A 13,634-nucleotide genomic window follows, 5' to 3' on the forward strand; every position below is an offset into this window, starting at 1 on the left:
GTCAGCGGGCGGCGCCGAACGTCGAGGCCAGGGCCGTACGCAGGGTGTCGCGCTCCTTCCCGTCCGGGCTGGGGGAGTCCGACGCCCAGGCCACGTAGCAGTCCGGGCGCAGGAGCAAAGCGGTAGGGACACAGCGCAAAGCGGTAGGGACACAGCGCGGCGCGGTGACGAGGTCCACCCGGTCGTGCCAGCCCCGGAGCGCCCCGGCCAGCGCGGCGTCAGGCGTCAGGTCGATGAGCAGCGGCCGTGCGGTCCTGGTCAGCTCGGCGAGCCGTACGGAGCCGGTCTCCGTCTCCAGCACGAGGTCGGGGGCCGGGCGCCCGGTGAGGGGGTGGGTCCCTTCGAGGTCATATCCGATGTCCGCCCCGGACATCATGTCCGCGATGTGCTTGACGGTGCGCTCGTCGCGCAGCAGCTCGCCGAAGAGGGTGCGCAGCGCGGTCACCTCCGGACCGGGGGCGATCAGCGCGGACTGCGCCTGGGTGTGCATGACCACGCGCTCGGCGGCCGGGCGCCGCTCGGTCTCGTACGTGTCGAGCAGGCCGGGCGGGGCCCATCCGTGGATCTCGGCGGCCAGCTTCCAGCCCAGGTTGATCGCGTCCTGCAGGCCGAGGTTCAGGCCGGGTCCGCCGATCGCGCTGTGCACGTGCGCGGCGTCGCCCACCAGCACCACGCGGCCGTCCCGGAACCGTTCGGCCAGGCGAGTGTTGCCGCCGGTGCGGCGGCGCAGCTGGTGCGGGCCCTCGCCGTCATGCGGGCCGATCGGCAGGTCGACGCCGAGCACGCGGCGGATGCTCCGGCGGAGTTCGTCCAGGCTCATCGGCTCGTCGTCGCCGTCCTGGTGCCACTCGGTGGTGTGGACGAGCGTCCCGGTGGGGAACGGCGCGTACACGAACAGGCCGTGGTCGGTGCGGTGGTGCATGAACGGCGGGATCGGCCCGTAGCCGGGCACGTTCAGCCCGCCGGTGACCGGATCGATCAGCTCGGCCGGCACGGTGACGTGCCCGCCGCGCGAGGTCGAGTCGTCCTTGGTCACCCCCGGGAAGCCGATGCCGCACAGCTTGCGGGTGACGCTGTGCCCGCCGTCCGCGCCGACGAGGTAGCGGGTGCGCAGCCCATAGCCGCCCTCGGGCCCGGCGATCTCCACGGTGACGCCGTCGGCGTCCTGGGAGAGCCCCGTCAGCTCCTGGCCCCGGCGGATCTCCACGCCGAGTTCGAGCGCGCGCTCCTCCAGCACCTGCTCGATCCGCAGCTGCGGCACCGGCAGGCCGTACATCGGGTTGTCGTCGAGCCGGCTGAGGTCGAGGGGCATGGCGCCGAACACGAAGGCCGGGCTCGGCTGGGGCGGCTCGGCGCTGCCGCTCAGGCGTCCGTACAGGCCGCGGCGGTCGAGGGCCCGCACGACCTGGCCGACCAGTCCGTTGGCCCGGTTCTCCTGCGTGCGCCCGGGCAGGCGCTCCAGCACGATCGGCCGCACTCCGGCCAGGCTCAGCTCGCAGGCGAGCATCAGCCCGTTCGGTCCGGCGCCGGCGATCACGACGTCTTCGGTCATGGTGGTCCTCCTTGGCAGTTCGGGCATGGCGAGTTCGCGGCATGACGAATCACGCGGCATTCAGGGCGTGGCGAATGCGTGGTACGGCGAACCCCGGGCATGGCGGACGGGCAAGACGGCGCCGGTCGATCGGCGGCGTTCTGCGTCCGATGTCAGGCGTGTCAGGCGTGTCGGGCTTCCGGCGTCAGGGCGTGAACGACCGGGCGGCGTGCCCACGCGGCACGTCACAGGGGATACGGCAGAGCGGTGCGGTTCCGGAGCCGGATATCTCGGCGGCCTCCGGGCCGCCGCGGGTGGTGTCGTACGCGGGGACGTACGACGGTCAGGGCTCGGGCAGTCCGGCGGCGAGCCGGCCGAGCACGTCCTCGATGAGCGGTCTGATGGGCACCGGGGGATCGGCCCGCAACCACTGGTCCATGGCCACCCTGATCGCGGCCCCGGCCGCGCCCGCCACGAGGCGCGGATAGAGGTCGCGGGCGACGTCGGTGCCGGTCCGTTCGGCGATGGCCGCGGCCATTTCGGCCTCGGCGATGGCGTTGGCCTTGAGCATCTCGCCCTGCAGCGAGGGCTCACTGATCATGAGCCGGACGCCGGTCTGCCACTGCTGGTCCGGCTGGCCGGCGCCGTAATCCTCACCGAAGGCGAGCTGGGTCAGCACGGAGATCTTGATGGCCTCCCACAGCGACTCCGACGCCGGGCGGCGGCGCAGCTCCTGTGCGACCAACCGGGCGCGGTCGAGGTGCCTGGCGGCGATCGCCTCGCCCTTGCTGGAGAAGTAGTTGTTGAAGGTCCGCGGAGCCACGTGCGCCTCCGCGGCGATGTCCTCCACGCGTACGTTCTCCAGTCCGCGCTCCACGGTCAGCCGGATCGCCGCCCAGCTCAGCGCGGTGCGCGTCTCCTGCTTCTTGCGCTCGCGCAGCCCCGGACGCTCGCCTTCCCTGCTCACGGGACCACCATACAACTATTTGCGCGTGGCGCAAAAATGCGTGACACGTAATTCTGCGTGAGACGCACTTTTGTGTGCCGGTGCGTGTCAGCCGCGGGCGCCGGCCAGGCGCACGAACTCCTCCAGGGAGAACCGGCCGTCGGCGTCCACGTCGGCGTCGCGGTCGAGCGCGGCGATCGCCTCCGGCGGCAAGCCGGGGAAGTGGGACAGCAGCTCCGCCTCGGTGATGAAGCCGTCGCCGTCGCCGTCGATGGCGTCGAATTCGCGCTTGAGGGCCTCGAACCGCTCGTGGCTGAGCTCCTGAGTCACAACGACCTGCCTTCGCACCGGGGGACGACACAGACAACCTATGCCGTACCGGGGAAAAGATCGATAGCAGGCCGGTCACTCGGGCCAGGCGGAGCTCTGGATCACCTCCACGAAGTCGACGCGCCGGAACCCGGGCAGGAAGTGCTGCAGCACGTCGGCGTTGACGGTGCCGAACGTGGTGTCGGGGCGGTCCTTGAACCCCTCGGTGAACGCCGCCAGGATCCGGCGTTTGAAGTCGGGACGAGGGTGGGCCGCGACGACCGCCTCGACGTCCTCGGGGGCCAGATCGGCGAACCCGACGCCGAGCACGTCGGCCTCCACGCCGGCGGTCACCAGGGCCACCTCGGGCTCCAGCCGGTAGGGGATCTCCGGCGTGGTGTGCAGGGCGATGCCCTCCCACACCCTGCGGACGGCGTCCTCAGGCACCCCGCGGGAGGAGAGGAACCGGCGGGCCTCGTCGGCGCCGTCGATCTCGAACCGCTGGTCCGTACGGCGGTATCGCTCGGTGAGCCCGAGATCGTGGAACATCGCCCCGATGTAGAGCAGCTCGGGATCGGCCCGCAGCCCGAGCCGCCTGCCCCGCAACGAGCCGAACAGGAACACCCGGCGCGAGTGGTGGTAGAGCAACGGGGGCGCCGCCTCCCGCACCAGCTCGGTCGCCTCCCTGGCCAGCGTCGAATCGGGAACGGCGACTCCGGCGATGGTCTCGCTCATGACACCCCTCCTCGCGTGCCCGGTCCTACCGGAGCCTTCCCGCTGAATGCTCCGCGTGACCGCTCCGAGGACGTACTCCACGTAAGCGGGCCGCAACCGCCGTGCAGGCGGCAGGCCGTACGACTGCGCCATGGACATCGGCATGTGGACGGGCTGCCCGCGGACGGGCCGGACCCTGGCGTGGGCGGCGGCGATACCGCTGCTCGTCGCGCTGCTCGTGGTGCTCGTCGTGTCGACGACGGACACGCTGCCGGGCTCGCCCTCGTCGTTCGGCGGCATCCGGACGCTCGACGTCCACACCGACCACGGCGACGTCGAGGTGGTGGGCGCCGACGTGACCGAGGTGAGCGTGACCCGTCACGCGCAGGGGGCGGGTCCCCGGGTGGAGTCGTGGGGCGACGGCTCGCTGACGGTCGGACTGGTGTGCGACGACGTGGGTTCGTTCTGCGGTTCGATCAGGGACACGGCCGGAAGCCACACCGACTACGTGTTCGTGGTGCCGAGGGACATCGACGTCACGATCCGCAGTGAGCACGGCGACGTCACCGTACGCGGCGTGACGGGGAAGGCCGACGCGCGGACGGAGACCGGCCGCCTGCGGCAGGACCCCCCTTCGCCGGGGTGATCGACCGGACGGTCACGTGGTGGCGCGGACCACCAGGCGTGTGGGAAGGACGACGGGGCTGGTGTGGCGGCCGTCGAGACGGGACAGGAGCAGCCGCGCCAGAGCCAGGGCCTGGTCCGCGGCGGGCACCCGCACGGTGGTGAGCGGCGGGGTCGTGCAGGAGGCGGCGTGGATGTCGCCGAAGCCGACGACCGCCAGGTCCTCCGGCACCCGCAGTCCCATCTCGCGGGCCGCCCGCAGAGCGCCGATCGCCAGCTCGTCGGAGACGGCGAACACGGCGTCCGGAGCCTGACCGCCGGACAGGAGCTCACGGGCCGCGGCGGCACCCGACTCGCCGTCGTCCGGGCCGGCGAGCGCGATCATGGGTCGCAGGCCCTCCTCGTGGAGTGTGGCCAGGTGCCCGTCGAGGCGGTCCTTAACGGCGACGAGGTCCGTGGGGCCGCAGATCACGCCGATGCGGCGGCGCCCCCGGTCGAGCAGGTGCCGGGTGGCCGCCCTCGCCCCACCCGCGTTGTCCACGTCCACGTGCGGCACGAGGGAGGCGATGGCCGGCTTGCCGAGCAGCACGACCGGCACCCCGGTGCGCGTGAGCCGTTCGGTGAGCGTGTCCGGGCCGTCCGGGGGAACGAGCACGACCCCGTCGACCTGCCGCGCCTCCACATGCCGCACGATGCGCCGATGGCTCTCGGCCGTGTCGGCGAGCATGAGGGTGATCCGCTTGCCGGCCCCTTCAAGGACGCTGGTGACGTACTGGACGACGGCGGAGGTCAGCGCCTCGCCGCCGTGCCGGGGGACCGACAGGACGAGCGCGACCGAGTCGGTCCGCCGGGTGACGAGGCTCCTGGCGGCGGCGTTGGGCACGTAGCCCAGCTCCTGCACGGCGCGCAGCACGGCGGCGCGCACATCGGGGCTGACCCGCGCCTCACCGTTCACGACCCGCGAGACCGTGGCCCGGGAGACGCCCGCGCGGGCGGCGACGGTCTCGAGCGTGGGCCGCTTGGGCCGCTCCGCCCCGAGCCCGTTGCGTTTGATGACGTCGCGATACCACAGCGCGCTGTCCTTGGGCAGCCGCCGCTGGGTGGTGAAGTCGACGTGGACGATGCCGAACTTGCGCCGGTAACCGTCCGCCCATTCGACGCAGTCGAGCAGCGACCACAGCAGGTAGCCGCGGACCCGGGCGCCTTCGTCGATCGAGGTCCGCAGGGCGCGCAGGTGCTCCTCGACGAAGCTGATCCGGTCGACGTCGTGGATGCCGTCGCCGGTCACGACATCCTCGAAGTCGGCGCCGTTCTCGGTGATCATCAGCTCGGTCTCGGGATACTCCTCGGACAGGCGCCGCAGGACCAGGGACAGGCCGCTCGGCATGATGGGCCAGCCCATCGCGGTGACGGCCGTGGGCACGCTGCAGAACAGGACGCCCTCACTGCCGGGGAAAGCCGGGTCGGCCGGGGCGCTGGGCTGGGCCTGCACCGCGATGGGGGTGTAGTAGTTGACGCCCAGCAGGTCGATGGGCCGGCCGATGAGGTCGAGGTCTCCGTCGCGGATGTGGCCGAGCCCGGCGGCCTTCTCGATCAGCGGCAGCAGCTCGGCGGGGTAGCGGCCCCGCAGCACCGGCTCCAGGAACTGCCGGTTGTGCAGGGTGTCGATCCTCGCCACCGCCTCGGCGTCCTCCTCGGGGATGTCGAGGGACATGTCCCCGAGCTGCGCGGGAGTGAGGACGGGGGAGAGGTTCAGCACGACGCCGGCCCTGGCGGCGCCCCGCTCGCGCAGTGCCTCCAGGCCCAGCCCGTGCGCGAGCAGCATGTGGTGGGCGCTGACGAAGGCGTCGGACGCCGACCGCCGGCCGGGCGCGTGCACCCCCGAGGCGTGGCCGAGGAAGGCGGCCACCCACGGCTCGTTGAACGTGAACCACGTGTCCACGCGGTCGCCGATTCTGTCGTACACCACTCGGGCGTAGACGGCGAAGTGATGGGCGGTGTCCCGCGAGGTCCATCCCCCGCCGTCCTGCAGCGCCTGGGGCAGGTCCCAGTGATACAGCGTGGCGTACGGCGCGATGCCCGCCTCCAGCAACTCGTCCACGAGCCTGTCGTAGAAGTCGAGCCCGGGGCCGTTGACGCGGCCGTGCCCCTCCGGCAGCACCCGCGGCCAGCTGACCGAGAACCGGTAGGCCGCGATGCCCAGGTCCTGCATCAGCCGGACGTCGTCGGCGTGGCGCAGATAGTGGTCGCAGGCCGGGTCGCCGTACGCCCCGCCCGCGAAGGCGTCCCAGATGGAGGGGCCCCGGCCGTCGCGGTCGGTGGCGCCCTCGATCTGGAACGCGGACGTGGACACTCCCCAGACGAAACCCTCTGGGAACAACGTGGTGCGCATCTACACGAACCCCCGGTGATTCGGTGAGCGCTCAGTCTGCCGCGTCGCGCGCGGAACCCGCCACTCAGACGACGGCCGACCGTGGCCCGGCGGCATCGAGTGAGCGGGTCGTGGCCTCCGGGGGCGTCGCCCGCGCCCGCGGCGAAGTCCCGGAGCAGGGCATCGAAGCACGGGCGACACGGCCGGCGAGGCGGCCGCCGGGTCGCGGGAGCCGTAGGGAGACCCGGCGTGACGCGGGGAAACGCGGGGAAACGCGTGAGACGTCCGGCGCGGCGCAGGCGGGGCCGGGGCGGGTCGTCGGCACATAATGAAGGGCGATGGATACGGGGAGTGACCAGCGCGCCGATCGGGGGATCGACGTCAGCGTCGTCGTCCCGGCGTACAACCGCCGGGCGTCGCTCGACCGTTGCCTCACCTCGCTGCTCGTTCAGCGGGTCGCCAAGGAGATCATCGTGGTCGACGGCGGCTCGCGGGACGGAACCCTGGGGTTGCTCGGTCTCTACGCCGCGCACCACCCCCGGCTGATCACCTTGATCGAGGACGCCCAGCCCGGCACGCCCGGCGGCGCCCGCAACCGCGGACTGGACCGGGCGACCGGGAGGTACGTCCTCTTCTGCGACGCGGGCGACCATCTCGCTCCCGACGCGCTGGCCCGTCTGGTCGCCGCGGGGGACCGCAACCACGCCGACGTCGTCGTGGGCAAGGTCGCCGGCGCGCGCCAAGGCCTGCGGGGCGTTGCCGACAGGGCCTCATTACCCGACGTCTACGACGATCTGTCCTGCTTCAAGCTTTTCCGCCGTGACTTCCTGGAACGGCACGCCATCCGCTTCGACGAGGCACAACGGCGCGGCGAAGACATGACCTTCACCGTCCACGCGTACTGCCACGCACGAGTGATCTCCGTGGTCGCGGACCGTGACTGCTATCACGCGGAGGGCGGCAGCGGCGCGTCCGTGCGGGATCCGCTCGGCTGGCTGCGCGTGGTCCGCACGCCGATCGAGGTCATGGCGCGGCACGTGCCGCCCGGCGCGCTGCGCGACCGCCTGCTCCTACGGCACCTGCGCCGCGACGTGCTCGCCCAGCTCGGGGCGCCGTTCCTGGCCGCCTGCGAGGCCCACCGCGAGAAGATCGCCGTCGAGGTGGCCGACATCTGCGGCCAGTGGCTGACGCCGGGCGTGCGCGCGGGTCTCGACGGCGTGGACGCCGCCCGCGTCGCCGCGCTCGACGACCCCGACCGGCTCGTACGGCTCGCGCGCGTGGAGGCCGCGTCGCTGCGGCACCGGCTGACCGGCGTCGAGTGGCGGGGCGACCGCCTGCTGATCGAAGGATGGGCCGCCCTCACCGACGCGAACCGCGCCGCGCCGAGCACCGCCGCGCCGAGCACCGCCGCGCCGAGCACTGCCGCGCCTGACGGCGACGACGGCGCCGGGATGGACGGCGCCGGGGTGGGCGACGCTGAGTTGGGCGGCATCGTGGGCGTGGTGCTGCGCGATCGCCTGTCGCGTGAGGAGCGCGCGCTCATCGTGACCAGCGGTGTGGCGCCCAGTGTGACCAGCGGTGTGACCAGCGGCGGGACCGGCTCCGCCGGATCCTTCACCGCGGTGGTCGACGTGGCGAAGCTGCCGCCCGGGGTGTGGGACGTCCACGTGGCCGTCGAGTGCGAGGGCGCGCGCAGGCTGGCCCGGCTCGGCTCCCGCCGCGACGCCGGCGTCCGCGCCCCCGCTTCCCATCTGGTGGGCGGGGCCGTCGCGGTGCCCTTCCTCACCCGGTCGCAGGGTCACCTCGGTCTCGATGTCGGCGGGCACGTCGCCCGCGTCCCCGCCGTCGTACGGCTGGCGCGGGCCCGGTGGCGAGGAAGGCGGCTGCACGTCGAGGGGCAGGTGCGCGTCGGGGACGAGGCCGCCGCCTCGGCCGTACGGCACCTGATCTGGCGCGAGCGGGCATCGGGCCGGGAACACCGTGAGAGGGCCGTGGCGGCCGGGCCGCGGGAGTTCGCGGCCGAGACGGCCGGCCTGGGGCCCGGCACCTGGGACGCCTACCTCGAACTCGGCCTCGGCGGTCCTCCGGTGCGCTTCCCGGTCAAGGTCGCCGACGCGGACGCGCTGGACCGCCCCCTGCGATGGTGGTGTGGCCCGAAGCAGTGGGGCGCCGTGGGATGGACGGCGGGGGTCTGGGGAGCGGCGCAGTGGACCGCGCGGCCGTACGCCACGGCGGTCAACCGGCGGCTCAGTGTGTCGGTGCGGGTGGCCTCCCCTCTGACCGTGGTCAGGCGGATGATCCGGAGCATGCGCCATCGCTAATTGCGAATTATTTGCAACTACAACTCGGTGCCCTAAAGTGGGGGAAGATTCGCCCGTTTCGAAGGGGTTATAGCCGTGCACGTGCCCGATGGGTTCTTTGATGTCCCTGTGTCCGTCGGCGCCGGGGTCTTCGCGGCCGCGGGGGTGGCCGTGTGCCTGCGGGGCGCCAAGCGGGAGCTCGACGACCGGACCGCCCCCATGGCGGGCCTGGTGGCCGCGTTCATCTTCGCGGCCCAGATGCTCAACTTCCCCGTCGCGGCGGGCACCAGCGGTCACCTGCTCGGCGGGGCGCTGGCCGCGATACTCGTCGGGCCGTACACCGCCGTGTTGTGCGTCGCGGTCGTGCTGCTCGTCCAAGGGTTCTTCTTCGCCGACGGCGGGCTGACGGCGCTGGGCGTCAACATCACACTCATGGCGATCGTGACCGCGGTCGTCGGCTGGGCGGTGTTCCGGCTGATCGCCAGGGGCGCGCCGCGCGGCCGGGCGACGCTGGTGGCCGCGTCGTTCGTGGCGGCGCTGGTCTCCGTCCCGGCGGCGGCGCTCGTGTTCACGGCCCTGTTCTGGCTCGGCGGCACCGCGCCGATCGAGCTGGGCTCGGTGGCCGCCGCGATGGGCGGCGTGCACCTGCTCATCGGGCTCGGCGAGGGCTTCATCACCGCGCTCACCGTGAGCAGCGTGCTGGCCGTGCGCCCCGATCTCGTGTACGGCGCGCGCGGAATGACCAGGACGCTGACGCTGCGCACCGCCGAGGGGGAGGTCCAGGTCGGGCCGGAGGCTCCGGAGACGCCCCCGGCCGGGATCGGCCTGCGCCCGGTCCTGGTGGGCGGCGCGCTCGTGGCGGTGCTGCTGGCCGGTGTGGTCTCGTTCTACGCCTCCGGCGACCCCGACGGGCTGGAGAAGGTGGCGGCCGACAAGGGCCTGAGCGCGCAGGAGAAGCCGCACGCGGCGGAGGACGGCCCGCTGGCCGACTACGCCGTCAAGGGCGTGGAGAACCAGCGGCTGTCCGGCGGCCTGGCCGGGGTGGCGGGCGTCGCGCTGACGGTCGCGGCCGGAGGCGGCGTGTTCTACGTCATCCGCCGGCGCCGGCGCCTGACCGACGGGATGACCCCCGCGAACGCGCGGTGAGCCCGTGAGCACGCCCTGCGCGCATGCGGGCGCGGCGAGTCGGCGATGATGGCCCTGTGAGTGTGAAGTGAGCGCCGGGCACCATCACCCGATCTACCGGCCCGCCGACACGCCCGTTCACCGGCTGCCGCCGCAGTGCAAGCTGGCGGCGGTCGTCGCGTTCGCGGTGGTCGTGGTCGCCACGCCGCGCGAGCGCTTCTGGGCGTTCGCGGCCGACGCGCTGCTGCTGGCCGCCGTCGCGGTCGCGGCCCGGGTGCCGGCGGGCGCGATCGCGCGGCGCATGGTGATCGAGGTGCCGTTCGTGCTGTTCGCGCTGGCGATTCCGGTGATCGGCACGGGCGAGCGGGTCCAGGTGCTCGGCCTGTCGCTGAGCGAGCCCGGCCTGTGGGCGGCCTGGAACATCCTCGCCAAGGCCTCGCTGGGCGTGGTCGCCTCGATCCTGCTGGCGTCCACGACCGAGCCCCGGATGATGCTGCTCGGCGCCGAACGGCTGCGGCTGCCCCGGCTGCTCGTGCAGATCGCGACGTTCATGCTGCGCTATTTGGACGTGGTCATGGACCAGATGCGGCGCATGCGGATCGCCAGGGAGTCGCGGGGATTCGCCGCCCGCGACCTCCGGCAGGCCCCCGTGCTGGCCAAGTCGGCGGGCGCCCTGTTCATCCGCTCGTACGAGCGAGGGGAGCGGGTCCACCTCGCCATGCTGAGCCGTGGTTACACGGGCGAGATGCCGACGATCAGGGATATAACAGCGACCGGACGAGACTGGGCGACGGCGGCCGTGCTGCCCTGCCTCGCCGCGGTGACGGCCCTACTGGCGTGGAGCACGACGTGACCTCCGGCAGCCCCTCTCTCACAGTGAGCAGCCTCGCGTACGCCTACCCCGACGGCACCCAGGCGTTGTACGGCGTGGACCTGACGATCGAGCGGGGGGAGCGGGTCGCCCTGCTCGGACCGAACGGCGCGGGCAAGACGACACTCGTCATGCACCTCAACGGCATCCTCACGGCCGGGCACGGAACGGTGGAGGTGGCCGGGCTTCCCGTGCGCGCGGACAGTCTGCGGGAGATCCGCCGCCGCGTCGGGCTGGTGTTCCAGGATCCGGACGACCAGCTCTTCATGCCGACCGTGCGGGAGGACGTCGCGTTCGGCCCGGCGAACCTCGGGCTGCGCGGCGCGGATCTCGATCGCCGTGTGCACGACGCGCTGGAGCGGGTCGGCATGCTGGACGCGATCGACCGGCCGCCGCACCACCTGTCGTTCGGCCAGCGCCGCCGGGTGGCCGTGGCCACGGTGCTGGCGATGGAGCCGGAGATCCTCGTCCTCGACGAGCCGTCGTCCAACCTCGACCCGGCGTCCCGTCGCGAGCTGGCCGAAATCCTCAAGAGCCTGGACGTGACCGTGCTGATGGTCACCCATGACCTGCCGTACGCGCTGGAACTGTGCGAGCGTTCGCTCATCATGTCCGAGGGAGTGATCGCCGCCGACGGGCCGACGCACGCGCTGCTCGCCGACGGCCGGTTGCTCGCCGCCCACCGGCTCGAACTCCCGTACGGCTTCGCCGTCCCCGCTCAGTAGGGGTGATGGATAAGTAAAGTGGGCCGGAGCTGAGGAGGTCCCGACGATGAAGCTGCGGCTCGCGCGCCAATCGCTCTCCAACGCCGTCGTGGTGGCCGTGGAGGGGGAGCTCGACCTGTTCACGGCGCCGTTCCTGCGAGACGAGATACGGGACGCCATTCGCGACGACGGCCCCACGCTCGTGCTGGACCTGGGTGAGCTGTCGTTCATGGACTCCAGCGGGCTCAGCGTGCTCATCGAGGCCTGGCGGCTGGCCACGAGCGAGGGAGGCGGGGTGTGTCTCGCCTCGCCGCAGCCTCCGGTGGCCCGGATTCTGCGTACGACCGGCCTGGACCGGCGGATCAAGGTCTACCCCGACGTCGATACCGCGATTTTGCGCTACCCCGAGTAGAACTTCATTCGGTTCGCGCGTTAAGGTCCGGCTATGGATCTGAACGGAGCAGCAGCAATCATCTCGGGCGGTGCCAGCGGCCTCGGCGAGGCGACGGCCCGCGAACTGGCCCGCGTCGGGGCGACCGTGGTCGTGGCCGACCTCAACGCGGAGCGCGGCAAGGCGCTGGCCGACGAGATCGGCGGCGTGTTCGTCCACACCGACGTGTCCGACGAGGCGTCGGTGCAGGCCGCGGTCGAGGCGGCGGTCGCCACCGGCAAGCCGTTGCGCGCCGTGATCAGCAGTGCCGGCATCGGCTGGGCGCAGCGCACCGTCGGACGGGACGGCTCCCCGCACGACCTGGCGGCCTACCGCAAGGTGATCGACGTCAACCTGATCGGCACCTTCAACCTCATGCGCATCGGCGCGGCGGCCATGGCCAAGACCGAGCCGGTGGACGAGGACGGCGCCCGCGGCGTCGTCGTCAACACCGCGTCGGTCGCCGGTCTCGAGGGCCAGACGGGCCAGGTGGCCTACTCCGCCTCGAAGGGCGGCATCATCGGCATGACCCTTCCCGCCGCCCGCGACCTCGCGGTCATCGGCGTCCGCGTGCTGACCATCGCTCCGGGCATCATCGACACCCCGATCTACGGGAAGATCGGCGACAAGAACGCCGAGGAGTTCAAGGCCAAGCTCATCGGGCCGGTGGCGTTCCCCAAGCGGCTCGGCAAGGCCTCGGAGTTCGCCCACCTGGTCCGCACGCTGATCGAGAACGACTACATGAACGGCGAGGTCATCCGTTTCGACGGCGGCATTCGCTTCCAGCCCAAGTGAGCCGGGTGAGGTCAGGTGTCCGAGGTCAACTCCGGGCCGGCCGCTGAGCCGGACGAGGTGCTCGTAGAGATCGTCGACGGCGGCGTGGCCGTCGTCACCATCAACCGGCCCAGGGCCAGGAACGCCGTGAACGGCGCGGTGGCGCGCGGGATCGCGGCCGCCATGGACGAGCTGGACGACAGCCGCGACGTGTCCGCGATCGTCCTCACCGGGGCCGGCGGCACGTTCTCGGCCGGCATGGATCTGAAGGGCTTCCTCACCGGCGACATGCCGGTGGTCGAAGGCCGCGGCTTCGGTGGCATCACCGAGGCGCCGCCGAAGAAGCCGATCCTCGCCGCGGTCGAGGGGTACGCGCTGGCCGGCGGCTTCGAACTGGCGCTGTCGTGCGACATCATCGTCGCGTCCGAGGAGGCGAAGTTCGGCCTGCCGGAGCCCAAGCGCGGCCTGGTCGCCGGCGCGGGCGGGGTCATGCGGCTGCCGCGCCGCATCCCGTACCACGTGGCCATGGAGATCGCCCTCACCGGCGATCACTACCCGGCCACCCGGCTGTACGAGCTGGGGCTGGTCAACCGGGTCACGTATCCGGGAGAGGCGCTCAACGGCGCGCTCGAACTGGCCCGCACGATCGCGGCGAACGCGCCGCTGGCGCTCGCCGCGACCAAGCGGGTCATGGTGGAGTCGGCCGACTGGTCGCGCGAGGAGATGTTCCGCAGGCAGGGCGAGATCGTGAGCCCGGTCTTCACCTCGAAGGACGCCATGGAGGGCGCCGCGGCCTTCGCCGAGAAGCGCGCCCCCGTCTGGAGAGGCGAGTAACCCTCGGCCGCGGGCCCGCTCGGGGCGCTCCTCACAGGGGCGCCCCGAGCTGTTCAGAGCGAGCCGTCCGGAGCGGGCCGGTCCGGAGCGGGTCGCAGCGG

13 protein-coding genes are annotated in these 13,634 nt (G+C 72.4%); 8 read left to right on the forward strand and 5 right to left on the reverse strand.

Annotated elements, in window-relative coordinates; all coding sequences use genetic code 11:
- Position 1: 1 nt before the first annotated feature.
- The 4 genes from ACQPZZ_RS05680 to ACQPZZ_RS05695 form a co-directional block, all read right to left on the reverse strand.
- Entirely contained in the window at positions 2-1,552 is a 1,551-nt protein-coding gene (locus ACQPZZ_RS05680) for an FAD-dependent monooxygenase (RefSeq protein ID WP_432929606.1), read from the reverse strand.
- 322 nt (positions 1,553-1,874) lie between these two features.
- Positions 1,875-2,498 carry a TetR family transcriptional regulator gene (locus ACQPZZ_RS05685; protein ID WP_432929608.1) on the reverse strand — a complete coding sequence of 208 codons (624 nt, stop codon included), beginning with the start codon at positions 2,496-2,498 and terminating at the stop codon, positions 1,875-1,877.
- Between the two features lie 87 nt (positions 2,499-2,585).
- Positions 2,586-2,807 (reverse strand): EF-hand domain-containing protein, encoded by a 222-nt coding sequence (locus tag ACQPZZ_RS05690; RefSeq protein ID WP_363641565.1) that lies wholly within the window; start codon positions 2,805-2,807, stop codon positions 2,586-2,588.
- A 75-nt stretch (positions 2,808-2,882) separates the two neighbouring features.
- Positions 2,883-3,521: an HD domain-containing protein gene (locus ACQPZZ_RS05695; protein ID WP_432929610.1), complete on the reverse strand. Its 639-nt coding sequence runs from the start codon at positions 3,519-3,521 to the stop codon at positions 2,883-2,885.
- A gap of 130 nt (positions 3,522-3,651) precedes the next feature.
- Here ACQPZZ_RS05695 and ACQPZZ_RS05700 point away from each other — a divergent pair, with 130 nt between their 5' ends.
- Complete coding sequence (locus tag ACQPZZ_RS05700) at positions 3,652-4,146, forward strand: hypothetical protein (protein ID WP_432929612.1); 495 nt, start codon at positions 3,652-3,654, stop codon at positions 4,144-4,146.
- 12 nt (positions 4,147-4,158) lie between these two features.
- Here the strand turns inward: ACQPZZ_RS05700 and ACQPZZ_RS05705 are convergent, their stop codons facing one another.
- Positions 4,159-6,516 carry a GH1 family beta-glucosidase gene (locus ACQPZZ_RS05705; RefSeq protein ID WP_432929614.1) on the reverse strand — a complete coding sequence of 786 codons (2,358 nt, stop codon included), beginning with the start codon at positions 6,514-6,516 and terminating at the stop codon, positions 4,159-4,161.
- Between the two features lie 317 nt (positions 6,517-6,833).
- Here ACQPZZ_RS05705 and ACQPZZ_RS05710 point away from each other — a divergent pair, with 317 nt between their 5' ends.
- The 7 genes from ACQPZZ_RS05710 to ACQPZZ_RS05740 all read left to right on the forward strand — a co-directional run bounded on the left by ACQPZZ_RS05710 (position 6,834) and on the right by ACQPZZ_RS05740 (position 13,533).
- Positions 6,834-8,816: a glycosyltransferase family 2 protein gene (locus ACQPZZ_RS05710; RefSeq protein WP_432929616.1), complete on the forward strand. Its 1,983-nt coding sequence runs from the start codon at positions 6,834-6,836 to the stop codon at positions 8,814-8,816.
- 81 nt (positions 8,817-8,897) lie between these two features.
- On the forward strand, positions 8,898-9,941 hold the full coding sequence (locus ACQPZZ_RS05715) for an energy-coupling factor ABC transporter permease (RefSeq protein ID WP_432929618.1): 1,044 nt from the start codon (positions 8,898-8,900) through the stop codon (positions 9,939-9,941).
- Between the two features lie 67 nt (positions 9,942-10,008).
- The gene (gene cbiQ, locus ACQPZZ_RS05720; RefSeq protein ID WP_432929620.1) at positions 10,009-10,773 is read left to right on the forward strand and encodes a cobalt ECF transporter T component CbiQ; all 765 of its coding nucleotides are present in this window, start codon (positions 10,009-10,011) and stop codon (positions 10,771-10,773) included.
- Positions 10,770-11,516 (forward strand): energy-coupling factor ABC transporter ATP-binding protein, encoded by a 747-nt coding sequence (locus ACQPZZ_RS05725; RefSeq protein WP_432929622.1) that lies wholly within the window; start codon positions 10,770-10,772, stop codon positions 11,514-11,516. The genes cbiQ and ACQPZZ_RS05725 overlap by 4 nt, the downstream gene beginning before the upstream one ends.
- Positions 11,517-11,562: 46 nt before the next feature.
- A complete protein-coding gene (locus ACQPZZ_RS05730; protein ID WP_363641549.1) occupies positions 11,563-11,907 on the forward strand; it encodes an STAS domain-containing protein in 345 nt (114 codons plus the stop codon).
- Between the two features lie 33 nt (positions 11,908-11,940).
- Entirely contained in the window at positions 11,941-12,720 is a 780-nt protein-coding gene (locus tag ACQPZZ_RS05735) for an SDR family NAD(P)-dependent oxidoreductase (protein ID WP_363641547.1), read from the forward strand.
- A 15-nt stretch (positions 12,721-12,735) separates the two neighbouring features.
- Positions 12,736-13,533 carry a crotonase/enoyl-CoA hydratase family protein gene (locus ACQPZZ_RS05740; RefSeq protein ID WP_432929625.1) on the forward strand — a complete coding sequence of 266 codons (798 nt, stop codon included), beginning with the start codon at positions 12,736-12,738 and terminating at the stop codon, positions 13,531-13,533.
- Positions 13,534-13,634: the final 101 nt, after the last annotated feature.

This window comes from Microbispora sp. CA-135349, from assembly GCF_050947365.1.
GTDB lineage: Bacteria > Actinomycetota > Actinomycetes > Streptosporangiales > Streptosporangiaceae > Microbispora.